The organism is Chryseobacterium sp. LAM-KRS1 (genome assembly GCF_013184525.1).
GTDB classification, from domain to species: domain Bacteria; phylum Bacteroidota; class Bacteroidia; order Flavobacteriales; family Weeksellaceae; genus Chryseobacterium; species Chryseobacterium proteolyticum.
Map to the genome: position 1 here is coordinate 432,878 of NZ_JAAOIZ010000005.1, position 24,233 is coordinate 457,110.

Genomic DNA, 24,233 nt, shown 5'->3' on the forward strand with positions numbered 1-24,233 from the left:
TAATGGTATCTATAATCCCTGATAGAAAAGCTTAAGATGCAATTACAGACGGGAATAATTATTTCATTAAAGCATCGATTTAAATTCTGTTGGTCTCATATTAGTCAGTTGCTGAAATGTATTGCTAAATGCTGAAATATTGGAATAGCCAATTTCATAAGCAATCTCACTCATACTCAGAGTGGTATATTTTAGTAATTCCATTGCACGGATGATCCTTACCATCTTTACATACTGGATAAACGAAATCCCCAACTTATTGGTAAATATACGGGTCAGACTTCTTACACTAAATCCAAATTTACCCCCTACTTCTTCCAGTGTCAGTGGGTTTTCTAAATTGTTTCGAACAAATTTTATAATTGCAGTAAGACGTTCATCACTGGTGGTAGGCAACTGGATAGAAAATTTTTTCAAATTCTCCTTAGGAAGTAAATGTTTCATGGTGAGAAGGAATTCATATTCCCATGAATCTGGAAAGAAATCTCCATTCCAATCCTTTCCGAAATTCAAGAGCTCAGAAAGTAAATTACTAACAGGATATATCCCCAGATCATCATAAAATGGATGATTAAATTTTTCTTCCTCCGGGAAATAAATGTTAATGATATCAAGGTCTTTAGAATTGAACATCAAATTATGCGAATACATTTTAGGCATCCAGATATAGTGACTGCGTGGAATGTAAAGATCTTTTTCTTTTGTTCTCAATTTTGCCATTCCTCCAATAACCAAAAGCAACTGTCCTTTCTGATGCCTATGCATGGGTAGTCTTTGTTCCCATTGCTGACGGATCATCAATATGGATGCAGGATGAGCATCTACTTTTTCTCTTACTTCTTTTATCGTTTTCATACGCAGGAGTCGATTTTAAAATTTTAAAACAGGATACTGATAATCACTTATCAAATAGAGATAAGCCTAAAAATATTGGCCAGAATAAACAAAAATAAGGCTAATATTATAAAAAGACTCATTTTATTCCACAATAATTTTGCCAGTATAAAAATGTAATCTTACAATGAAAAGATATATCATACTTCTGTATCTGGCAGTTTCAGCTGGTATAAAAGCACAAATAAAGGATAATCCCTCCGTATTGACATTGAATGAAATCTGGAATATATCAGAGTCACAAAACAAACAATTGAAACTTGCAGAACTGGCAAAAGAAGAAAGCGATATCAGTATTTTAGAAGCAAAAGATAAGCAATTACCAGAATTGTCTGTCGTTGGAGATTTTCGTCTTAACTCCAAGTTTCTTCTGTATGAAAATGGTCTGTTTTCGTCACCTCAAAGTGTTCCAATTAAGGGATATGGTTATGGATTGGGTTACAATCTGGACTTCAATCTCTACAGTGGAGGAAAAGACAAAAGAAACATTGAAATTAAAAAAGAAGAGAAAATACGTAAACAATATGAGTTTGAATTACAGGAAGATAATGTAAAATATATGATCGCTGCATCCTATTACGATCTGTACAAATTCCAGGAATTTGAATCATTTATTTCCTCCGAAATTTCCAGCGAAAAGAAGCAGTTATCCACCATCGAAAATCTTAACAGGAATGGTATTGTATTGAAGAGTGATGTCTTAAGAATCTCAGTCAAACTATCGCAATTGCAACTCAGTGATTCGGATGTAAAAAAGAAAATTGATCTTACCAAGCAACGACTCAACATTCTGATGGGAAGAAGTAGTACTGAGCCACTGGCTATTTCTTCTGAAGATATTCTGGAAAACAAAAATTTACAAGGATCTAATTATGAAGACTATCTTGCAGCTGCACTCGATAATTCACCTGATCTTAAGATTGTTAACACAAATCAGACATTAAGTGAGCTTAATATTAGGCAGGTAAAATCAAGCCTATTACCAAGGATTTCTTTATACTCCAGATACAACTATACGTATCCTCAAATTTCATTTTATCCATACTCCAATGATCTCTGGGGATTTGGTCAAATAGGTTTAAAGGTAACCTACTCTGTAGACAATCTTTATAAGAGTAAACACACTATTGCTCATGCATATAACCTGAAAAAACAGGAGATTGAAAAGAGCCGGATAAAACAAGACGACCTATCGATTAAAGTAAGAGATGCTTTCCTTGAAAGAGAACAGGCAAGAGAAAGTGTAGAGACAGCAGAACTTACCATCCGTCAAAGTACTGAAAGTGTGAGAGTAATCAGAAACAGCTACCTCAATCAGCAATCTCTTCTGACCGATCTTTTAGATGCTGAGAACATTCTGTTACAAGCTAAACTCAATCTTACATCTGCTGAAGCAAATTTAAGACTAAGCCATATAAAACTATTGATTATCACAGGAACACTTTAAAATAAAATTATGAACAAGAATAAAACAGACCGTATTATAGTAGTAGCAACACAATGGTTAGGAATACTATTATTAATCGTAATCATCACTTGGGCTGTACTTCATTTCTGGAAAGGATATTGGTATGAGCAGACCAATGATGCACAGATAGAAGCTTATCTATCACCTATAAATGCTAAAGTTGGGGGATATATCAGCAAAATTTATTATCAGGATAATCAGGAAGTCCATAAAGGAGATACTCTCGTACGTATTGAAAGGGATGAATATGATCTTAAAAAAGAAACAGCTTTAGCAGAATTAGCGACATCGGAGGCCAAACTCCCTATACTAAGCGCCAGTGAACAAACCCAGATCAAAAATATTGATGTCATAAAAGCCCATATTTCAGGAATCAAAGCTAAACTGGATCAGCAGCAAAAGGAATACGATCGCTATAAAAACCTTCTGGCAGATGAATCGACTACTCAACAAAAATTTGATAATGTACATACTTCCCTATTAACCAATCAATCGGATTACGAAGAAACGCTCGCATCTCTTCGGGTAGCAGAGTCAAAACTCAATGATATACAAGCACAACGTTTCGCAATAAATGCTGAAATAAAAGTAAGACAGGCATCTATAGAAAGGCAGGATCTCGATATACGTTATACGGTAATCACGGCTCCATTTGATGGTAAAATAGGAAAAAAAAACATTCAGGAAGGACAACTGATTCAACCTGGGCAGACTCTGGCATTTCTTGTCAATAAATCGCAGGAGAAATGGGTGGTAGCCAATTTCAAAGAAACACAGATCAAGACATTCAAAATAGGCCAAAAGGTCAATATAGAAGTGGATGCTTTTCCAGGAGAAACATTTTCAGGTGTCATAGAATCCTTATCTCCTACTACAGGTTCCCGCTATTCTCTTCTACCACCAGATAATGCTACAGGCAATTTTGTAAAAGTAATACAACGTATTCCTGTAAGAATCAAGCTTACAGAAACCAAGGAGAAACTGTCCGGGCTATCTGCAGGAATGAATGCTAATGTGTATATCAACAAAAATTAAAGCTAATGGAAGCCCACAATATGCCCATATTTAAAAGTTGGATCCCTGAATGGCTGGCCAGAAGCATTATTTTTATCATATTAATGATCTCCTTATTCAGCTTTGCTCTGTACGGAAGGCCTATCAGTATGGCAGGATATTATGGAGTCCAGCCAACAGATGTTCAATATGCTATGGTACTTACCTATTCTTCTGCAGTCACTTTTTTAGCTTTAGATTTTCGTATTACTAAATATTTTGCACCCAGGAAATATCTGATAATAGGATTAGCATTAAATTCGGTGAGTTCACTCATCTGTTTTTATTCTAAAAACTGGGGATTATTTCTGGTATGTGGAGTCGTTCAGGGAATTGCCTGTGCACTCATTTGCAGTATCATCCTCAATATGGTTTTTTCCCGTTTATCTTCCACGAGAGCAAGAGTTATCGGTTACAGTATTTTCTATGCAGCCATACAGATCGCAGTTCCCGTATATGCTATTTATAGTAGTATTTTACTTGATGTCTTAGACTTTAACTGGCTGTTTTTCGGATTGATTTTAATGCTCATTACTCTGCTTTTTGTGATTTTAATAGGCATGAATTCAAAAGCCAGGTTTTCAAAAAAGATTCCTCTCTACAGAGTAGATTGGATCGGGTATCTCTACTATCTTACATTTTCCTCTGTTATCGGATACATTTTGATATATGGACAGCAGCTCAATTGGTTAGATAGTCCAGTTATTGTTCTGTTGGGCATGTTCTTTATCATCCTATTGTTTCTTTTTATAGTCCGGGAAAACAGGTTAAAACATCCATTGATTAATTTACAGATCTTTAAAGCCAAAAATTTTGTCATCGGTTTATTATTGCTTTTTGTTTTTTATATTTTTAAAGGAACAACCGGCCTTACCTATGGCTATATAGAAGTTGTCCTTGCCACTGATCCGCTCCATATTATTCCTGTTTGGATAGCCGTTATCTTAGGTACAGCAATCAGCATGGCAATCACTGCTCGTTTTATCTTAATGGGGATTTCCTTGATAAGAATTATTATCACGGGATTTGTCATCATGGCCTGCTATTATTTCTACATGTTACAATTTGTATCTTCTACGGGCGAAACAAAAGACTTTATTCTTCCAATGTTCATCTATGGAGTTTCTACAGGGGTCTTGTTTGTTCCTATTGTATCATTTATGGTTTCTTCAGCACCTCCAAAGGTTGCCTTCAATGCTGCTTTTCTTGGTATTTTTGCCAGATTCTTAGGATTTAGCAGCAGTATGGCTGTAAACAATTATACACAATTATATACCAGATCTGAAGCCAATGATAAGCTCAGAGAATCATTGACAGAAACGAATCCCCAATTATCAATTACCCTGCAGAATATTCAACAAGCTTATTTGAATGCAGGCAACGATATGTATACTTCCAAAGGAGCCTCAAATGCTTACTTCAATTATTTTATAAAACAACAGATATTAATACGCTCAACAAAAGATTATTATGACATTATGCTGATCGGATTGCTTGTTGTAATTGTTATTTTGATATGTTTACCTGGAATTCAAAATATTGTTCTCAGATTGCGAAAAGGAAATGTACCTTATTAAACTGGTTCGTAAATTCCTTTTATTATGGACTACATTAACGAAATAAGAAGCAGAATTATATATTCTGCTTCTTATCCGTTTTTATCCTTTTATAAAATTCAAAATTATGACAAAGTCCTCACCTAGTTGTAGATAAGAAGGTTGTAATTAAGCAATTCTTGTCAATTGATCTAGTTTTTTCAACAATGTCGGTATTCTGTACAATCCGTGCATTTTCTCTATTTTATTTTTTAAGAAATCTACATCTACTCCTTTCGAAGTAAGAAATAACGGTGTTTTACTTTCCCCCCTATAGATTGTTCTCCGCTGAGAGTCAGGAGCGGAGAATTCATTTTTTGCAATTCCCACAACAGGATATTTTTCTTCTAATTTTTCATATAAATATCCTCCGAGTCCAATCTTACCTTCATTATTGAGAGTCACATAACCATCTACTAACAGAATATCTCCATTTTTGAGATCAATCTTTGATAATAAACTTAGAATACATGGAAGTTCCCGTTTGTAAAAAGCTCCACTTTCGTAATCAGAAGTTATAGGAGTTTTTTCACTGTAAGCTGCTGTTTCCAGATCATCTGCCCAGTCTTTGAATGCCAGACAGACTGTGTAGGCGTAATTCTCATAATAGTAGGTATCAAAAGCGTAAATCATATTCAATTAATGGTTGAAAAATTCTCCAAAATGCCATAAAATACCAGAAGGATCATGCACGAAACATTCTTTTCCCCAATTCAGGGTTCTTACGGGCGTTAGTTTTATAGTATTATATTTCTCTGTCAAGTTCAAATCCAAAAGCTCCTGCCAATATTCATCCACATTTTCTACTTCAACAAAGATCATGGTATTATCAATCCACTCTTTCACATATGCATCCTGAAGATAGAATGCAATATCTTGTTTTTTAAATAATGATAATTTTTCTTCTAAAACAATTTCCTCAAATCCCAGATCCGTATAAAAAGATCTGCTTTCCATAAAGTTTTGAGCACCAATAAATGGTCGAATTGATTTCATTTTTTGTTTCATGGCTTTATTTGTTTCCAGGTATTATAAGTCATTTCAAATTTAATTTCGTGCTTTCCACGAGTTCCTGTTTCATTCCAGCCTATCTTCCGGTAAAACTTTTCAGCTCTTGTATCAAAAGCTGTTCCCAGCCAAACACTTTTTTTAGTTTGCTGAAAATACCAATCCAGCATGATGTGGTGAAGCTTTTGCCCTATTCCAAGACCTTCAAAATTTGGGTGAACAAATAGTGCCCAAATGTTATTTTCTTTCAAATCAACAATTGAAAAACCGACAACCTGATCATTGATTTCACACACCCAATCTTTCCCTCTTTCAAATAAAAATTCTTTGCAATCTTTATCAGTAACAAGATCAGGATTTGACAATCTATTTTCTTTTACAGCATTTCTCACTATCTGTATCTGAAAAATATCTTCTGATTTCGCCTCTCGAATTATCATCACGTAATACTTCAATAAAAATAAATAAACAACTATATAATAAATAATTACATAATTTATATAAAGTAATTGATTATAGTATTTTATTATCTATTATTTTCTATCAACCGTAATTCTCTCCGGTCTATTGGCAATTTCCCACGCTGTTGTAAATACCAGCTGAGCTCTTTTTTGCAATAAACTGAAATCAATCTTTTCAACATCATCGGTTGGTTTATGATAGTCTTCATGGATTCCGTCAAAGAAAAAAGCGACAGGAATATTATTCTTTGCAAAGTTATAGTGATCCGATCTGTAATACAATCTATCAGGATCATTAGGATCATCATATTTATAATTAAGTGCTAAATTATTGGTCTTTTTATTGGCAGCTTCATTAATTACTTTCAGCTGTGAACTCAACATTTCCGAGCCTATTACATACACATAGTTTTTTCCTCTGTTTTCAGGATCATCCCTTCCGATCATATCGATATTAAGATCTACTACCGTATTGGCTAATGGGAAGACCGGGTTGTCCGTATAATATTCTGATCCGAATAATCCATGCTCTTCTCCCGTTACATGCAGGAATAAAATAGATCTTTTGGGTCCGTTACCGGCTTTCTTAGCACTTTGAAAAGCTTTGGCTATCTCCATCACAGCTACAGTTCCGCTTCCATCATCATCAGCCCCATTGTATACGATCCCGTTCTTCGTACCTACATGATCATAATGCGCAGAAACCACAACTATTTCGTCAGGCTTCTCAGAACCTTCAATAAATGCAAGGATATTCTCAGAATCAGGAAGATTTCTACCTCCTCTCTGTTGCATGAAAGATGCGGGTACTTTCTGATAATATGAACCTAAAGCTTTTGGATAAGAAATTCCGAGATCTTTGTAAAATTTAACCATATACTCTCCTGCTTTTTTCTGTCCCGGGCTTCCGGTATCTCTTCCCTCCATTTCATCGGAAGCAATCACATATAAATTTTGCTTCAGGTCATCTAGCTTAATTTCTTTATATGCAGATTGAAAAGCTTTCTCAGACTTAGACATTGCCTTTGAAGCCGATTGCCCGTTTTGATTTTCCGATGTCACTTTAGCAGTTTCGCAAGCAGATAATATCGCGACAGCCAATAGTGGAATAAGTATTTTTCTCATTACAAAAATAATTTTACTAAAAGTAACAAAATTTATTTAATCTATAACCGATTCTAAATTTCCTTATATTTGATATAAACACGCAAAAGGTGGAAAATATTTACGGATTTACACATTATTCTTTTTTTACTAATATGTCTGAGCTGGCCGCAAAGCATAACAGTTATGATTTATCACTAGGGTTACCTGATTTTGATATTGATCACCGCCTCAAATATTACCTTAAAGAATCAGTTGATCTGATTCACCATCAGTACGAACCGCTTGCGGGTAGCCCGTCGCTTATAGAATCCATCATCAGGTTTAATGAAAAACGTCAAAATCCGATCCATCTGAAAAAGGAAGAGATCACCATAGTCCCTTGTACAACCTTTGCCTTATATACGGCTTTAAAAAGCATTATAAATCCCGGAGACGAAGTGATTATTATCCAGCCATCCTATTACACTTATGCTCCTTCTATTGTTCTCAATGGTGGTGTTCCTGTATATTATGATCTTGGAAATGATTTTGATATAGATTGGGATAAACTTCAATGCTGTTTATCGGAAAAGACCAAAGCGATCATTGTGAATTCTCCACAAAACCCCACCGGCAAAATATGGTCAGAACAGGATTGGAATCATCTTTATGATCTGATCAGGCATCAGGAAATCTATCTTATATCGGAAGAAATCTACGACACCTATTGCTATGATGAACAGGAACATTACAGTTCCTTTTTACATAAAGAGCTTAGAGAAAGGACGTTCTGCATTTTTTCCTTTGGTAAAATGTTCCACACAACAGGCTGGAAAGTAAGCTATTTGCTTACGTCCGAACCTCTATCCTCTCAATTCAGATGTCATCAACAGTATATTTCATATAGTGCCAACGGTCCTGCTCAATATGCTATTGCAAAATACCTTGAGGTTTTTGATCCCCTGGAAAACAAACTCCTGATGCAAAAGAAGAGAGATCTGTTCAATGAATTAATTAAAAATACGCCTTTAGTTGTTGAACAGCGGTCAGAAGGAAGTGTCTTTCAATTGGTTAACTTTAGAAACGTTTCTAAAACCATGACAGATGTTGAATTTTCAAAGTGGCTGACCACTGAAAAACAGGTCGCATGCCTTCCTTTGTCAGCCTTTTATAATTCAAGGCAAAACTCTGACTATGTAAGATTTAGCTTTATTAAAAGCGATGATATGATCATCCGGGCGATGGAACATTTAAAAAAGAACCTGTAGTTAGATTGCTCCACATAAAAAAGCACCGCAATTTGCGGTGCTTTTTTAGATATTATTTCGAATTATAAAGAAAGGACCCTTACGTCAATCCTTCTGTTCTTTGCTTTACATTCATCGGTATCATTTTCTTCGCAAACAGGGAATTGGGAACCATATCCCTCTGCTTCTACTCTATCTGACGGTATACCCATTTCTAAAAGTTTCAGTTTAGCTGTTTGAGCCCTTAAGTTGGATAGTTTTTTATTACTGTCAGGATTTCCTGTATCATCTGTATAACCACCTAATTTTATCCTAAGACCAGGAAAAGCATTCAACAGTTCCGCTAAATTAGCCAGCTGAGCATCAGAACCCGCCTTAAGATCACTGGAACCACTTTCAAAATAAAGATTTTCAATTGTGTACCAATGATTAGGATCCAGAACAGATTGATTTTTGTTTTTTATGCTGTTATACATTTCAAACAGACGGCTGTTTTCTCCAAGTGAAATGGTTTTTCCATTGTTCAGCTTGATTTCCTTGATATTTCCGGTTTCATATACAAAATCTCCGTTTTCATTCAAATGTCCTTTGATTTCGGCTGGAGTTACAGTAATTCCAGAAACTCCCGGATCCATATTTTCAACACCTGAATGTGCACCGGCTTTGCTCAATAAATTTTCAATTGTCGCTTTTCTTTCAGCTTCAATCTTATCTTTATGTAAAGTGGCCAATGTAGGCGCAATCACCAAAGAAACAATAGACATTAATTTAATTAAAATATTCATCGATGGTCCGGAAGTATCTTTGAACGGATCCCCCACAGTATCACCGGTTACAGAAGCTTTATGAGGCTCTGAACCTTTATAATAAGTCTGACCGTTGATATCTACACCTTTTTCAAAAGATTTTTTGGCATTGTCCCAGGCACCTCCGGCATTATTCTGGAACATCCCCATCAGAACACCACATACCGTAGCTCCGGCTAAGAATCCACCCAATACTTCAGGACCAAAAATAAAACCTACTAATAAAGGAGATATAATCGCTATGGCTCCCGGAAGCATCATTTTTCTTATCGACGCATCCGTTGATATGGCAACACATTTTTCATATTCGGGTTCAGCAGTCCCTTCAAGAATTCCCGGGATCTCTCTAAACTGTCTCCTTACTTCTTCCACCATGGCCATTGCCGCCTGCCCCACCGCTGTGATTGCCAGTGACGAGAAAATAAAAGGGATCATTCCCCCTACAAATAAACCGGCTAAAACATCAGCCCTGTATATATCGATTCCGTCAATTCCTGCAATTCCTACGAATGCCGCAAATAAAGCCAGGGCTGTTAATGCTGCAGAAGCGATAGCAAATCCTTTTCCTGTAGCTGCGGTGGTATTTCCTACGGCATCAAGAATATCTGTTTTCTCACGAACTTCTTTCGGGAGCTCGCTCATCTCAGCAATTCCTCCGGCATTATCAGCAATGGGTCCAAAGGCATCAATCGCTAACTGCATAGCTGTTGTCGCCATCATTCCGGCCGCTGCAATAGCCACCCCATAAAGACCGGCGCATAGATAAGATCCGTAAATACCTCCTGCCAAAACAATAATAGGAAGTAAAGTAGACTCCATTCCTACAGCAAGACCTCCGATAATATTCGTTGCGTGACCGGTCGAAGATTGTCTCACAATACTGGAAACCGGCCTTTTACCAATCGCTGTATAGAATTCAGTGATGATACTCATTAAAGTTCCTACCACCAATCCTACCATAATAGCCCCGAAAACACCCATTTTGGTAAATTCATGACCTCTTAATACCATTGTTTCAGGTAAAATATAAGTAACCAGGAAATAAGAAGCTACCGCAGTAATTACGATACTTCCCCAGTTCCCCAGATTCAATGCATTCTGCACACTGGAAGTTGAAGCTCCTTCATTGTCATTAATTCTGACAAATAAGGTCCCTATGATGGAAAAAATGATCCCGGTTCCTGCAATAAGCATCGGAAGCAGAATGGGAGCAAATCCCCCAAAAGAATCCACCGAAATTGTTTCTCTTCCTAGTACCATTGTTGCCAGAACAGTGGCTACGTAAGAACCAAATAAATCGGCTCCCATTCCTGCCACATCCCCTACATTATCTCCCACATTATCTGCAATGGTAGCCGGATTCCGGGGATCATCCTCAGGAATTCCTGCCTCCACTTTCCCTACAAGATCCGCCCCTACGTCGGCCGCTTTAGTATAAATACCGCCGCCCACTCTTGCAAACAATGCGATAGACTCTGCACCTAAAGAAAATCCGGTAAGGATCTCAATCGTTTTTTCCATCTCATGAGAATCAACCGGAGCATCAGCAGCAAAGATCTGCTTAATGATCAGGAAAAGAGCTCCTAAGCCCAGGACGGCTAATCCTGCAACCCCCATTCCCATTACTGAACCTCCTGTAAATGAAACTTTTAAAGCTTTAGACAATGAAGTCTTCGCGGCTTCTGCAGTTCTCACATTGGCTTTGGTTGCTATTTTCATCCCAATAAAACCAGCAGAAGCAGAAAAAATAGCTCCTACCACAAAGGCAATCCCGATACTCCAGTGGGAATTAGAATTACTCATTCCCATTACGGCTAATAAGATCGCCACAACTACTACGAAATAAGTTAAAATCTTGTACTCGGCCTTTAGAAAAGCCATCGCACCGTCAGCGATATGCCCGCTGATAATTTTCATTTTTTCATTTCCGGCATTCTGTTTTTGCACCCAATTACTTTGTATAAAAGTGTATAGTAAAGCAATAACACCAAAAACCGGAATTAAATAGAACAAATCCATAGTTTATTATTTTTATATTAATAAATAGTAATTAGTTTTATAAATATAACAAAAATTCTTATGGTTTATTAAGACTAGGCCGATAATATATTTATTCGTAAATTTAAGAACACCACAAAAACACGATATTGTATGAAAGCATCAATTTATTTACTATTTTCAGTAATTCTTATTGTTATCAGCTGTGCAGGAAGACCTCAGAAAGAAAAAGCAGAAATTCTTTATTTTGGAGGAACAATTTTAACAATGGAAGATACACTTCCCCAGGCGGAGGCAATAGTTTTAAAAAATGGTAAAATACTTTTCGCCGGAACAAAGGCAGAAGCTGACCGTTACACAGATGAAAAAACGAAGATCATCAATCTTGAAGGGAAAGTTTTACTTCCCGGTTTTATTGATGTTCATAGCCATCTCACTTCAAGAGCGGGGATGCTGCAGGCAATCGATCTGTTTCCTGAACCTTATGGTACAGTTAATTCCATTAAAGACCTTCAGAATACCATCAGAAAATACCTTAAAGACCATGCTATTCCTGCTAATCAACCGGTCATAGGCAATGGGTATGATGATGCCATCATGACCGAACACCGACATCCGACCAGGGACGAACTGGATGCTATAAGCAAAACCAATCCTATTATTGTTATTCATACCTCAGGTCATGCAAGTGTAGCCAATACCGCCATGCTAAAGCTTTTAGGGATATCAGATTCTTCAAAAGATCCGGAAGGAGGCCATTACGGGCGAAATAAAAAAACAGGAAAGCTTAATGGAAAATTAGAAGAAAATGCAAGCTTTTCAGCGCTTCTTTCCCTTACAGAAAAAATGAGTAAACAAACAGGAAATGCTCAGGAGCAGGCCATGCAAAATCTTAAGAAAGCTCAGGATGAATGGCTCAGCTATGGCCAGACCACCATCTGTGACGGAAGGACAATGGGCGAAAGTGTGGCCCTTCTGGAAAAAGCGGCATCCGAACACGTTTTTAAAGCAGATGTTGTGTATTTTCCAGATTATGAGTATTTCAAAAAGGAGCTGAGTACCTTTAAGCCGAAATATATGAAATACAACAATCATTTAAAACTTGGCGGTTTTAAATTTTCAGATGACGGCTCGCCACAGGGAAAAACGGCCTGGCTTACCCAGCCTTATCTCGTTCCTCCCGAAGGCCAGTCAGCAGATTATAAAGGCTTTCCGATATTTTCTGACCAGGTCTTATACGAGGATCTGAAAACTTTATTTCAAAACAATATCACCGCACAGCTTCATGTAAATGGTGATGCTGCTATTGATCAGGCCTTACGGGTGATCGGAAAACTGAAAGAGGAAAATATCTACAGGCCGGAACTTCGTGTCACCCTGATCCATGTTCAGAACAGCCGTCCGGATCATATTCAGAAAATTAAAGATATAGGGCTTATTCCTTCTTATTTTTCTACTCATGTATATTTATGGGGAGACTGGCATTACTCAAGCGTTTTCGGGCCGGAAAGGGCATCATTCATCAGTCCCGCAAATTCAGCGTTAAAGGCAGAAATTATCTTCACCATGCATCACGATGCTCCCGTTACCCCACCTGATTTGATTACAGCAATGTATTCTGCCGTGAACAGGAAAACCCATTCTGGGAGGATCCTGGGTCCCAATGAACGAATAACCCCTCTTCAGGCATTAAAAGCCATCACGATTAATGCAGCTTATCAGCTTCAGGAAGAAGAAAGGAAAGGCTCCATCAAAGCTGGAAAACTTGCTGATTTTGTCATATTAGATCAAAATCCATTAACCATTGATCCTGAACAAATCCGGAATATTAAAGTATTGGAAACGATTAAAGAAGGAGTTTCTGTTTATCAAAGAAAATAGGAAGTTCTTATAATATGATCAAGGGTTATACCCTCTTCATTTAATTAAAAATATAAAGAAGGCAGATGAAAATTCATCTGCCTTTATATATATTGTGTTCCGGAGGCTGTTTTATTTTAGCCACCGAATTTTTCTGCGTAGTCTTTTTGCGATGCTTTTATTACTTTTCTTGCATGCTCTACTCCGTAAACTTCCTGGATTCTACATTTTGCAGGCTCATCCGGTAAGTTTTTGTATGTTAAGAAGTAATGCATCAATCTTCTTACTTCAGCTTCCGGTAATTCAGCGATATCCCTGAAATGTCCGAAAGCATGATCACCTACCATTACAGCAACAATTTTATCATCTGCCTCACCTCCATCAATCATTTTGAAACCACCGATTGGAATAGCTTCCATCAACATTCCTCCTGAGTGGATGTTGTGTGAACTTAATACACAAATATCCAATGGGTCATGATCTCCCATTGTTACATCATCAGCACCGCTTTCAACAGCAAGCTTCATAACTTCATTATGGCAATATGTTCTTGGCACAAAACCATACAAAGCAGGGATAATATTTGAAAATTTCTGAGGACGGTCTACTTTTAAATATCCAGTTTCCTTATCAACTTCATACTTAATCGTATCTGAAGGAACAATCTCCACAAATACATTTACAACATTTGGCGCATCTTCTCCTGCAGAAATTCCATGCCACGGATGTGCTTTAAAATTTGGAATCATTATTTATATTTTAATTTTTTTGTTATGATAATATTAAAACTTCTCTTCTTAAATCTTCTATGGTAACAGCAATATAATCTTCAGCATTCATGTAATTCATAATAAAAACCGTTTTAAATTCATTAAGATCGGCATTATTATTAAGACCTTCATACGTCTTATGAAGCAAATCTATAATTGCATTTTTACAATCGACAACATTCTTCCATGAATTTTTCGTTAAATAAAGCTGCTGAGAAGAATTGTACTCGAACTCTTCATTGATCGTTTTTTCCGTAAGAAAAATAAATTCATGAACTGCCAGATCCTTATCAAACCGTTGAACAATATTCGAAGGTTTGATCCTTTCCAGAAACAATGTCATCCTTTCATATGAATGGCTCTTGTTCTCAGAATTTGATTTCACGGACAGAAGCTTTATTTCCTGGTTTTTAAGGGTAATATAGGTATGTACAAATTGTCTTAGCAAAACCAGAAAAGGAATTGCAATAATTAGAGCAAAAGCATACGGCAGATATTCTGAAAAACTTGTCATAATTCGATGTGCAAAATTACTAATAATTTACTATTCACTATGCAAGTTTAAAGCTTTTATTTTTCATTTTCCTCTCAAAAAAATAGTGAAATAAACATAAATACCATTAATTTGTACTGTCAACCATCTTATAATTTATAATGTCTTTAAAAAACTACATTTCAAAGGTAATTTTCAATAAAAATATGAGCGGTACTCTGAAGACCTTTTTTACAATTATTGTGAATTCAAAAAGGTACAGTTCCAAATTCAGAAAGAACGATCTCAATTTTAATAACAATGAGACCTTTGTATATAATTTTAAGAAGAATAAAAAAGAATTCAGCCTGTATTTGAGGACCTTTAAAGGTGATATTGATATTTTCTACGAAATATTCTGGAAAGAAACCTACACCGATCATCTTAAATTCTTAAACAAAAGCCCTGAGATTATAGTTGATCTCGGTGCTCACATCGGAATGACCTCCATTTACCTGTCTCTGAAATATCCAAATGCTAAAATTTATGCAGTAGAAGCTTCCCGGGATAATTTTGAACTGCTAAAAGCCAATACGCAGTCATTTAAGAATATTATTTGTTTACATGCAGCAGTCCATTTTGAAGATGGTGCTTTACACTTTGGTGGAGATGAACTTTCTTACAATCAAAAAATATCTGAAACCGGTATTCTTACGGACGCTTTATCTATTGTAAGCATCTTGAAAAATAATGGTATCCAAAACATAGACCTTCTTAAAATCGATATTGAAGGAGCGGAAGCTGAACTACTCAGCAAAAATAATTCATGGCTTCAAAATGTAGAGAATATAGTAATTGAAACTCACCCGCCTTATGATTCCATTGCGTTAAACAGAGATCTGAGTCCATATCAATTTACCATAAAAAGCCAGAGTAAAGATGTGTTTTTTGCATGCAAACCAGTCGGTTTATAATTCAAAAAGTGCGGGACGTTGGGTCACTTCATGATAGCAAACACTGTTTTCATCAAAATAATGATAAACAAGACTTTTGCGGGTTCTGCTTTTATCCAGGTGTGGTTCCCCTCCATGGAGAATGTTCGCATGCCATATTAAAAGATCTCCCTTTTTAGCTCGAAAAACCTCTTTCTTTAACCCCAACTCCTGAACTTTATTTTCTAAAAACTCTTCATAAGCCTTATAACTTTTTTTACCGATTTTAAAGACACTTCCTTCATTATCATAATCAGAATTCAGGAAATAAGGTAATTGATGGCTTCCCGGAATATAGTGCAATGCTCCGTTATTTTCGTCTACATCTTCCAAAGCGATCCATACGCCCAATAATCCTCCCAGAGGATAGGTAGTCATGTGGATACTGTCCGAATGTGTTTTTTGCTGGCTCCCGTTAATAAAATTGATACTCTGGAAAAGTTTGGCCTGCCCGTCCAGTAACACTGATAGAAAATCGAGAAACTCCTTATCATTACCAATACTTCTGATAATTTCCGAATGATGGATAGCAAACATCAGCTTACCGCCGTAACGGAATTTCAAAGTCCCGTCATTCATTAATTTTTCGATTTCAGCATTGATCTGGTCCACCGTTGAAGAATTAAGGTAATTTTTTAAGATCAGATATCCATTATCATTATACCTGGATGCACTTTCCTTATTTTCTTCCGATAGGCTTTTATAAAAATCCGTATTCATCATCTTTTCCTGATGCACTTCTCTTTTGCTTGCAGGAAGATGCGAAAAATCTTTACTTGAAATACTTGAAAAGTAGTTCTTTTTCACACCATACTTTTTATAAAGCGGAATATTATGTTTTAATTTATTCTTATTGAAAAAATTATAAATAACGTAAGGTAATTTGTAATTTCGGATCTGCTTGAACATCGCTAAATAGGTTGTTAAAATAACCTCATAAAGGTACAAATAATATTTAGAACGAATCTAAATGAGATACAGGTCTTGTCATCTATTTTAATGTTGAGAATTTTCCTTTAATAATTAATCTCACTAAATTCTCAGCCAAAGATTTCACAGAACTCTGCAGAACCCCATAAGGTCTTAATTCCGGACGAAATCCTCTGAAAAACTCTTCAATATTAGGTAGCTCTCCTCCTTCAAAATCAAATATTTTACTTTCAATATGATTCCTGATTGCATGATCGATGAGAACGGATGCGCCAGAAATTTTTACATGTTCTTTATCGTTAAATGTTCCAAGTAAGGCAACAGTACCTAAATCTTCATAAAGCGCAATTATATTAATGATCTGATCTTTAAAATAAAAAGCTGAAAATTGAATTTTACCCAGCTTATAAAATACTTCAAAAATCCTTAAAAAGCCGTTAAGATCACCTTCTTTATCAAGTCCAAGCATATTGGCCGAAATAAAACTTCGGGCCTCTTCAAAGCTTACATTTTTAATCAGGGAATTCTCCATTACATTTTCGTCAAGCCTTAACTTCCTTTTCCTTTTAGGTGAATATTTGGCATACACCCTTTCGTATGCATCAGGTAGAATAAGGAAATTTTTCCTCAATGGTATTGTAGATTGAAACTGATTACGATCATTGAACTGGTAAATTCTTATCAGATAGTTTTCCTGTAAAAATTCCAAAAACGCCTGGTTGATTGAAACATCATCTTTCTTTGAAAAAACGCCTAGCTGCTGACAAAGCATAGGATTGTGAACGATTTTTATTCCGTATTTTTTTACGTACGGAACCGGCATTACTGCTTCATAATCATTATACACAAGCAATTCCCATTTATCCAGGGACGTGATATCTAAAAAAGTTTTAGAAGCTGAATATTTCCTTTGTTCAGAGCCTTCCAGGCATTGGGTATATTTTTTAAAATCAATTTCGGGGTATGGTACTCTCTTAATCATAATAATCCTTCGTCTGAGAAACTAAAATATGCATTCTGGGTTATTATTAAATGATCCAAAAGCTGGATACTTAAAAACCTTCCCGCTTCCTTTATCTTTTGGGTTATGGTGAGATCTTCACGGCTGGGTTTTAAACTTCCGGAAGGATGATTATGTGCTATAATTACACCTGTAGAAAAATTATCCAGCGCTGTTTTGAAAAGAACACGTACATCAACGATAGATTGACTGATCCCCCCCTGTGTTAGCTGTGAAATCTGGGTAACTTTGTTACTTTGGTTAAGGAACAGTGCCCAGAATTCTTCAGTCCTTAAATCCGATAAATGATTTTTAAAAATGACATAAGCATCATTACTATTCGAAATAACCGGCTTGTCTGAGATTTCCTGCCGGGCACGTCTGCGTCCTATTTCAAGAGAGGTAGCAATTGAAAGTGCTTTTACTTCACCTATCCCTTTAAACTTCATAAGCTCTTTAACGGACAGCAAACTGAGTTCATTCCAGTTATTATTAACAGATGATAAAATCTTCCTGGCTAATTCCAGGGCAGATTCATCTTTATTTCCACTTCCCATTACAATGGCCAATAATTCAGAATCGGAAAGTGAATCCTTACCTTTTCGTAAAAATTTTTCCCGTGGCCTGTCATCCTCAGCAAGAAATTTAATGGACATAATTGAAGTTTAAATTAAAAGTACAAAGTACGAATTTTTAATAAAAAGCATACAATATTACCGGTAGTTTAGATGAATCAATAAAGCGGGCGGTTTGTTGAAAAGCACCAGACGATAACATCGGACAGCCAAGGCTCAGACAAGCAGGAGTTTGTGATTCTTTATCCGGTATGCATCCGTATGAATGAATAACAATAGCTCTGCCCATTGCATTATTATTGCTTGAATCAAGACCGTTTAACCGGTAAGATTTCCCGAACTTCCCTATATAACTTTCTTTGATTTCAAATTTCCCCAAGGAAGACTGATAAGAGCCTTCAGTATTACTAAAGCTAAGGACGTCCGTGTTTTTATTAACGGAACCACTTCCATGAGAAACAATAGCCTGCTGAAGTATTGTATTATTTTTCAGGTCGTAAACAAAATAACGGTATTTACCGGAGTGGATTTTATAATTAATGAATATAGCGAGGTCTTGATTATAACTTTTCCCGGCTAAGAATCTTTTAATTTCGATGATCTTTGCTTCCGGCAAATTAGAGTTGATCTGTGATTTAAAGCCCACAAAAATAAATAATACCAGAAAAAAGAACATTCTTTTTTGCATGATTGAAGCAAACTATTCTATAATCATTCCATCTTTCATCACAAGCTTACGGTCTGTAATCTCCGCAAGATTAGGATTATGGGTTACAATAACAAAGGTCTGATTATATTTATCCCTAAGGTCAAAAAATAAACGATGCAGATCATCCGCATTTTTTGAATCAAGATTCCCCGTTGGTTCATCAGCAAAAATAGTTTTGGGAGAATTGATAAGTGCCCTTGCTACCGCTACCCTTTGTGCTTCTCCACCAGATAACTGGTTCGGCTTATGATGCAATCTCTGTTCAATTCTTAGATCTTCAAACAGTGCATAAGCTTTTTCCAGCGCTTCTTTTTCATTTGCTCCTGCAATTTTGGTAGGTAACAAAACATTTTCCAGTGCTGTGAATTCAGGAAGCAACTGATGGAACTGAAATACAAAACCAATATTCTGGTTTCTGAATTTAGAAAGCTGCTTATCTGTCATATTGATAAATGACTCGCCAGCCAATGTAATTTCGGTGTCGTAAAGTTTTGAATTAGTAGGTGAATCCAATGTTCCCAAAATCTGTAATAGAGTAGATTTTCCGGCTCCGGACTCTCCCACAATAGAAATTACTTCCCCGGTTTTGATATGAATATCAACCCCTTTTAACACTTCTAAATTTCCATAAGATTTATGGATATTTCTTGCTATAATCATGTTTCAAAAATAGTGAATATAAATAAAATTCTAATGATCTTACATTAATTTTTTAATGATTGAAATTCTATTGAGTTACAAGATCTATAAACAAAAAACCTCTCGTAACGAGAGGTTTTTATCTATATCATCCGGATTTGTTACAGTAACAAAGTCAAAGGACTTTCCAGATATGTTTTTAAAGTCTGTAAGAATTGAGCTCCTGTAGCACCATCTACTACTCTGTGGTCACATGCTAAAGATAGCTTCATAATGTTTCCAACTACAATTTCTCCGTTTTTAACAATTGGTTTTTCAATGATTGCTCCAACAGAAAGGATTGCAGAGTTCGGTTGGTTGATGATACTTGTAAATGTTTCAATTCCGAACATTCCAAGGTTAGAGATAGAGAATGTAGAACCTTCCATTTCATTTGCTTTTAAGCCTTTAGATTTAGCTCTTGAAGCCATATCTTTCACAGCCGCAGAAATCTGATTATAGTTCATCTGGTCTGTATTCTTAAGAACAGGAACTACCAAGCCATCAGGAATCGCAACGGCTACTCCGATATTGATGTTTCCTCTGTGAATGATCTTATCACCTGCCCAGCTTGAATTTACCTGCGGATGTTTTCTTAACGCAACAGCTGTTGCTTTAATGATCATATCATTGAAAGAGATCTTCGTGTCTGGTAAGGAATTGATTTCTTTTCTTGCCTCAATTGCTTTATCCATATTGATCTCTACCATCAGGTAATAGTGAGGTGCAGAGAACTTACTTTCTGCAAGACGTTTTGCAATTATGCTTCTTACCTGAGAATTTGGAGTTTCCGTATCTTCTCCCTGAACAAAATTTAAAGCAACCTGAGCTGCAGGACTTGCCGTCGGAGCAGATGCTGCGGGCTTAGCCTGAGAAGGCTGATAATTTTCTATATCTTTTTTTACAATTCTTCCGTTTTCTCCGGAACCTTGTACACCATGGATATCCACCCCTTTTTCCTGAGCAATTTTCTTAGCCAAAGGAGAAATAGCAATTCTATCCGTAGATGATGAACTCACCGCCTGAGCAGCTGGTTTATCTTCTGCCTTCACTTCGGATTTTTGTTCAGCTGGTTTTTCTGAAACAGTACCTGATGATTTTGCAGCACCTACTCCTGAAACATCTGTTCCCGCAGGTCCTATAATTGCCAATACCGAATCTACCGGAGCTGCTCCGTTTTCTTCGACACCTTGCTTTAATAATACCCCGTTGAATTCAGATTCAAAATCCTGAACAGCCTTGTCAGTTTCGATCTCCGCAAGAAGATCTCCTTCTTTTACGGTATCTCCTACGTTTTTATGCCATTTCGCTACCTTCCCTTCTGTCATTGTATCAGAAAGTCTTGGCATTGTAATCACTTCCACTCCTGCAGGAACTTCAGAAGAAGCTTGTTCTACACTCGTTTCTTTATTTTCGGTTTTAACCTCTTCTTCGGATTTTTTCTCTTCAGATCCTCCCGCTGCCGGAGCGCTTCCGCCTTTTAGTGAGGATATATCTTCACCTTCATTACCAATGATTGCAAGAACAGAATCTACAGCTGCAGCACCGCCTTCTTCTACACCTACGTACAAAAGGGTTCCTTCTATCTCAGATTCGAAATCCTGAACAGCTTTATCTGTTTCAATTTCAGCTAAAATATCTCCTTCTTTTACTTTATCTCCAACTTTTTTATGCCATTTCGCCACTTTCCCCTCCGTCATTGTGTCGGAAAGACGAGGCATTGTAATTACTTCTGCCATAATTTTTTAATATGATAATGAATTAATTTGATAATTTGATAATGAAAGGGATATGATAATAACTCCCGGTCATCATCATATGATCTCCTATTATGTTTAGTTTTCCAGTTTATCTACGAATGGGAAATCTTCCTGTGCATATACATACTCATAGATTTTTTCCGCGGTTGGATATGGGGAATTTTCCATAAATTCCACACACTCGTCAACAAAATCTCTGGATTTATTTTCAATAGTTTCCAATTCTGCTTCTGTAGCCCAGTTATTCGCAAGGATTCTTTCTTTTACCAATTCGATTGGATCATCTTTTTTATGGATAGATACTTCTTCCTTGGATCTGTACGGCTCAGCATCCGACATCGAGTGACCTCTGTAACGGTATGTCCTTGCTTCAATGAATGTAGGCCCATCACCTCTTCTTGCTCTTTCTATAGCTTCATAAGCTGCCTCAGCCACTTTTTCAGGATCCATTGCATCTACTGCAAGACAAGGCATTTCATATCCTAATCCTAATTTGTAGATATCTTCATGGTTGGCAGTTCTTTTTACAGAAGTTCCCATCGCATACTGGTTGTTCTCTACCACAAATACTACCGGAAGCTTCCAGTTCATTGCCATGTTAAATGTCTCATGTAATGATCCCTGTCTTGCTGCTCCATCTCCAAAGAAACAGATATTTACAGCTTTTCTGTCAAAATACTTATCAGCGAAAGCAATACCAGCTCCCAAAGGAATTTGTCCTCCTACAATACCGTGACCTCCGTAAAAACGGTGCTCCTTACTAAAAATATGCATAGATCCACCCATACCTCCGGATGTACCTGTAGCCTTTCCGCAAAGTTCTGCCATAATTCTTTTAGGGTCTACTCCCATTGCCATTGGATGAATATGACATCTGTAAGCAGTAATCATACTATCTTTGGTTAAATCCATTGCATGGGTAAATCCGGCTGGAATAGCTTCCTGACCGTTATACAAATGTAAAAAACCTCTGATTTTTTGTTTTAGATAAAGAGAACGGCATTTGTCTTCAAACCTTCTCCACATTGTCATATCTTCATACCACTTAAGGTATACCTCTTTAGAAAATTCTTTCATGTGCTAGCTCTTGCTTATTTATTATGAAATAGTTGAGCAAAATTATAAAAAAAACTTTGTTTTTATTGTATACATACCAATTGTTTTTTTACTTATAATGTTATATTTGAGTTTTTAATTTAAACATGGAAGAAAAACAAACATCCGCATTGCATAAAATCTCCAGAATTATCTCAGAATTTTTCAGTCCGCTGGTATCTTTATTTTTATTCTTTGTTTATAAAAGTGTTCGTGAATATTCCCTTAAAGACTCAGTTACTTACTTTCTTCCTATTTTACTTATCATTATAATTCCTATTATTATCTGGCTGATCTGGAATGTAAAAACCGGAAGATATACCAATATGGATGTTTCAAACAGGCTTCAGAGGAAGACATTTTATATTTTTGCTGCAATTGCTGTGATTGCCTATTTACTTTTTCACTATATCAAATATGGCTCACTGGATTTTCTAATGCTTTTTATCCTTATTCTCCTTTTTTCCTTACAGATAAGTAATTTTTTTATTAAAAGCTCTATGCATACGGCCTTCAATGTTTTTGTCGCCGGCTTATTTTATGCCATTAGTTGGAAAATGGGACTTTTATGGCTGGGAATAGCTGTTCTTGTGGGAATTACAAGAGTAATATTAAAGAGGCATACTATAAAAGAAGTATTTATGGGTGCAGCAATAGCATTTTTAATTTCTTTTCTTTATCTTTATTGCAGTATACACTTTCAACATTAGAATATCTTATGAAAATAAATCATCTTACAACTGCAGAAGAAAACTTAATGAAGCTATTTTGGAAGCTCGATTCATTCTACCTGAAAGATGTTATGGAGCAGCATCCGGAACCAAAACCACACCAGAATACTGTATCCACTTACCTGAAGATCCTTGTTGAAAAGGGATATCTTTCTACACAGAAAGAAGGCAGGATTTTTAAATATTCAGTCACCATACCCTATGAACATTATAAAAAGTTTTTATTAAAAGAACTTTCGCATAACTTCTTTCATGATTCGGGAAAAGAGATCTTACAATTCCTATTGAATGAAAAATTAATATCACAGGATGATTTAAAAGAGTATTTCGATCTTAAAATTGAAATAAAACCGGTAAAAACCAAAATACCGAAGCTGGAGATTGCCAATGAGATCCTTAATCCCAAAAAGGATAAGAAAAACAGGGATAAAAAGAAAAAGAAGAAAAAAGATTAGCCCCCGAAGAAGGCATATTTATAAATAAGTAAAACAGTATCGTATAAATTTATTTATATTGATTAATTAACAAGGAACACGAAATAAAAAGACATAAAAAAAGCGGCTTAAAAGCCGCTTATATTTTTTACCAACGATTTCCGCCGCCGTTTCCACCACGGTTGTTACCACCGCCGTATCCACCGCCTCTGTTGTTTCCATAACCACCACTTCTGTTGTTATCGAAACTTCTTCTTGGCTTCTCCTCTCTTGGTTTAGCTTCTGAAACGTTAAGTGTTTTTCCGTTAAATTCTTTTGCGTTTAATGCTTCAATAGCTTGCTTTCCTTCTTCTTCTCCCATTTCTATGAAACCAAAACCTCTGGAACGTCCAGTTTCCTTGTCTGTAATGATTTTAGCAGAAGATACTTCTCCAAATTCTGCGAATAAATCTTGTAATTCGTACTCTTTAGTTGAGTAATTGATGTTTGAAACAAAAATGTTCATTGTTAAATAAAATTATAATAATTAATAAAAATTTGGTATATAAAAGAAAAGCAACATATATTAAATGAACAAATATTGATTCCAAATATAAACGTTCGCAAGATAC

Annotated in this window: 24 protein-coding genes; 8 read left to right on the forward strand and 16 right to left on the reverse strand. The window is 36.2% G+C overall.

The window, feature by feature from the left end; all coding sequences use genetic code 11:
* Nucleotides 1–66 precede the first annotated feature (66 nt).
* Nucleotides 67–855: a helix-turn-helix transcriptional regulator gene (locus G9C87_RS16590; protein WP_172283181.1), complete on the reverse strand. Its 789-nt coding sequence runs from the start codon at nucleotides 853–855 to the stop codon at nucleotides 67–69.
* Nucleotides 856–1,021: 166 nt separating this feature from the next.
* Here G9C87_RS16590 and G9C87_RS16595 point away from each other — a divergent pair, with 166 nt between their 5' ends.
* Genes G9C87_RS16595 through G9C87_RS16605 form a run of 3 tightly spaced genes read left to right on the forward strand, consistent with a single transcriptional unit; the run spans nucleotide 1,022 to nucleotide 4,992 of the window.
* The gene (locus G9C87_RS16595; protein WP_172283183.1) at nucleotides 1,022–2,341 is read left to right on the forward strand and encodes a TolC family protein; all 1,320 of its coding nucleotides are present in this window, start codon (nucleotides 1,022–1,024) and stop codon (nucleotides 2,339–2,341) included.
* A 9-nt stretch (nucleotides 2,342–2,350) separates the two neighbouring features.
* On the forward strand, nucleotides 2,351–3,397 hold the full coding sequence (locus tag G9C87_RS16600) for an HlyD family secretion protein (protein ID WP_172283185.1): 1,047 nt from the start codon (nucleotides 2,351–2,353) through the stop codon (nucleotides 3,395–3,397).
* A 5-nt stretch (nucleotides 3,398–3,402) separates the two neighbouring features.
* A complete protein-coding gene (locus tag G9C87_RS16605; protein ID WP_172283187.1) occupies nucleotides 3,403–4,992 on the forward strand; it encodes an MFS transporter in 1,590 nt (529 codons plus the stop codon).
* A 147-nt stretch (nucleotides 4,993–5,139) separates the two neighbouring features.
* On the opposite strand, the gene G9C87_RS16610 is transcribed toward G9C87_RS16605, so the two are convergent.
* From G9C87_RS16610 to G9C87_RS16625, 4 genes are all read right to left on the reverse strand, one after another.
* Complete coding sequence (locus G9C87_RS16610; protein ID WP_172283189.1) at nucleotides 5,140–5,643, reverse strand: endonuclease V; 504 nt, start codon at nucleotides 5,641–5,643, stop codon at nucleotides 5,140–5,142.
* A gap of 6 nt (nucleotides 5,644–5,649) precedes the next feature.
* The gene (locus tag G9C87_RS16615) at nucleotides 5,650–6,018 is read right to left on the reverse strand and encodes a glyoxalase (protein WP_172283190.1); all 369 of its coding nucleotides are present in this window, start codon (nucleotides 6,016–6,018) and stop codon (nucleotides 5,650–5,652) included.
* Entirely contained in the window at nucleotides 6,015–6,458 is a 444-nt protein-coding gene (locus tag G9C87_RS16620; protein ID WP_172283192.1) for a GNAT family N-acetyltransferase, read from the reverse strand. Before G9C87_RS16620 ends, G9C87_RS16615 begins: the two co-directional genes overlap by 4 nt.
* A gap of 93 nt (nucleotides 6,459–6,551) precedes the next feature.
* Complete coding sequence (locus G9C87_RS16625; protein ID WP_172283194.1) at nucleotides 6,552–7,604, reverse strand: M28 family metallopeptidase; 1,053 nt, start codon at nucleotides 7,602–7,604, stop codon at nucleotides 6,552–6,554.
* Between the two features lie 89 nt (nucleotides 7,605–7,693).
* Here G9C87_RS16625 and G9C87_RS16630 point away from each other — a divergent pair, with 89 nt between their 5' ends.
* A complete protein-coding gene (locus G9C87_RS16630) occupies nucleotides 7,694–8,833 on the forward strand; it encodes an aminotransferase class I/II-fold pyridoxal phosphate-dependent enzyme (protein WP_172283196.1) in 1,140 nt (379 codons plus the stop codon).
* Nucleotides 8,834–8,895: 62 nt separating this feature from the next.
* Here G9C87_RS16630 and G9C87_RS16635 read toward each other — a convergent pair whose 3' ends face one another.
* Complete coding sequence (locus G9C87_RS16635) at nucleotides 8,896–11,637, reverse strand: sodium-translocating pyrophosphatase (protein ID WP_172283198.1); 2,742 nt, start codon at nucleotides 11,635–11,637, stop codon at nucleotides 8,896–8,898.
* Between the two features lie 132 nt (nucleotides 11,638–11,769).
* Here G9C87_RS16635 and G9C87_RS16640 point away from each other — a divergent pair, with 132 nt between their 5' ends.
* A complete protein-coding gene (locus G9C87_RS16640) occupies nucleotides 11,770–13,497 on the forward strand; it encodes an amidohydrolase (protein WP_228457035.1) in 1,728 nt (575 codons plus the stop codon).
* Between the two features lie 116 nt (nucleotides 13,498–13,613).
* Here G9C87_RS16640 and G9C87_RS16645 read toward each other — a convergent pair whose 3' ends face one another.
* Complete coding sequence (locus tag G9C87_RS16645) at nucleotides 13,614–14,225, reverse strand: inorganic pyrophosphatase (RefSeq protein ID WP_172283200.1); 612 nt, start codon at nucleotides 14,223–14,225, stop codon at nucleotides 13,614–13,616.
* Between the two features lie 22 nt (nucleotides 14,226–14,247).
* Entirely contained in the window at nucleotides 14,248–14,760 is a 513-nt protein-coding gene (locus tag G9C87_RS16650) for a hypothetical protein (RefSeq protein WP_172283202.1), read from the reverse strand.
* A 185-nt stretch (nucleotides 14,761–14,945) separates the two neighbouring features.
* Here G9C87_RS16650 and G9C87_RS16655 point away from each other — a divergent pair, with 185 nt between their 5' ends.
* Nucleotides 14,946–15,692, forward strand: coding sequence for an FkbM family methyltransferase (locus G9C87_RS16655; protein WP_172283204.1), 747 nt, complete (start codon nucleotides 14,946–14,948; stop codon nucleotides 15,690–15,692).
* Here the strand turns inward: G9C87_RS16655 and G9C87_RS16660 are convergent.
* The 7 genes from G9C87_RS16660 to pdhA form a co-directional block, all read right to left on the reverse strand.
* Nucleotides 15,687–16,517: a phytanoyl-CoA dioxygenase family protein gene (locus G9C87_RS16660; RefSeq protein ID WP_317168568.1), complete on the reverse strand. Its 831-nt coding sequence runs from the start codon at nucleotides 16,515–16,517 to the stop codon at nucleotides 15,687–15,689. The genes G9C87_RS16655 and G9C87_RS16660 overlap by 6 nt on opposite strands.
* A 184-nt stretch (nucleotides 16,518–16,701) precedes the next feature.
* A complete protein-coding gene (locus tag G9C87_RS16665) occupies nucleotides 16,702–17,622 on the reverse strand; it encodes a hypothetical protein (protein ID WP_172283208.1) in 921 nt (306 codons plus the stop codon).
* On the reverse strand, nucleotides 17,619–18,296 hold the full coding sequence (radC, locus tag G9C87_RS16670) for a RadC family protein (protein WP_172283210.1): 678 nt from the start codon (nucleotides 18,294–18,296) through the stop codon (nucleotides 17,619–17,621). Before radC ends, G9C87_RS16665 begins: the two co-directional genes overlap by 4 nt.
* A gap of 37 nt (nucleotides 18,297–18,333) precedes the next feature.
* Complete coding sequence (locus tag G9C87_RS16675; protein WP_172283212.1) at nucleotides 18,334–18,903, reverse strand: murein L,D-transpeptidase catalytic domain-containing protein; 570 nt, start codon at nucleotides 18,901–18,903, stop codon at nucleotides 18,334–18,336.
* Nucleotides 18,904–18,915: 12 nt separating this feature from the next.
* Nucleotides 18,916–19,584 carry an ABC transporter ATP-binding protein gene (locus G9C87_RS16680; RefSeq protein WP_172283214.1) on the reverse strand — a complete coding sequence of 223 codons (669 nt, stop codon included), beginning with the start codon at nucleotides 19,582–19,584 and terminating at the stop codon, nucleotides 18,916–18,918.
* A gap of 140 nt (nucleotides 19,585–19,724) precedes the next feature.
* The gene (locus tag G9C87_RS16685; protein ID WP_172283216.1) at nucleotides 19,725–21,341 is read right to left on the reverse strand and encodes a pyruvate dehydrogenase complex dihydrolipoamide acetyltransferase; all 1,617 of its coding nucleotides are present in this window, start codon (nucleotides 21,339–21,341) and stop codon (nucleotides 19,725–19,727) included.
* 96 nt (nucleotides 21,342–21,437) lie between these two features.
* Nucleotides 21,438–22,439 (reverse strand): pyruvate dehydrogenase (acetyl-transferring) E1 component subunit alpha, encoded by a 1,002-nt coding sequence (pdhA, locus tag G9C87_RS16690; protein WP_172283218.1) that lies wholly within the window; start codon nucleotides 22,437–22,439, stop codon nucleotides 21,438–21,440.
* 125 nt (nucleotides 22,440–22,564) lie between these two features.
* Here pdhA and G9C87_RS16695 point away from each other — a divergent pair, with 125 nt between their 5' ends.
* Together G9C87_RS16695 and G9C87_RS16700 are read left to right on the forward strand one after the other, a co-directional pair.
* On the forward strand, nucleotides 22,565–23,167 hold the full coding sequence (locus G9C87_RS16695) for a phosphatase PAP2 family protein (RefSeq protein ID WP_172283220.1): 603 nt from the start codon (nucleotides 22,565–22,567) through the stop codon (nucleotides 23,165–23,167).
* A gap of 8 nt (nucleotides 23,168–23,175) precedes the next feature.
* Complete coding sequence (locus G9C87_RS16700) at nucleotides 23,176–23,643, forward strand: BlaI/MecI/CopY family transcriptional regulator (protein ID WP_172283222.1); 468 nt, start codon at nucleotides 23,176–23,178, stop codon at nucleotides 23,641–23,643.
* A 127-nt stretch (nucleotides 23,644–23,770) separates the two neighbouring features.
* Here the strand turns inward: G9C87_RS16700 and G9C87_RS16705 are convergent, their stop codons facing one another.
* The gene (locus G9C87_RS16705) at nucleotides 23,771–24,127 is read right to left on the reverse strand and encodes an RNA recognition motif domain-containing protein (RefSeq protein WP_172283224.1); all 357 of its coding nucleotides are present in this window, start codon (nucleotides 24,125–24,127) and stop codon (nucleotides 23,771–23,773) included.
* Nucleotides 24,128–24,233 lie beyond the last annotated feature (106 nt).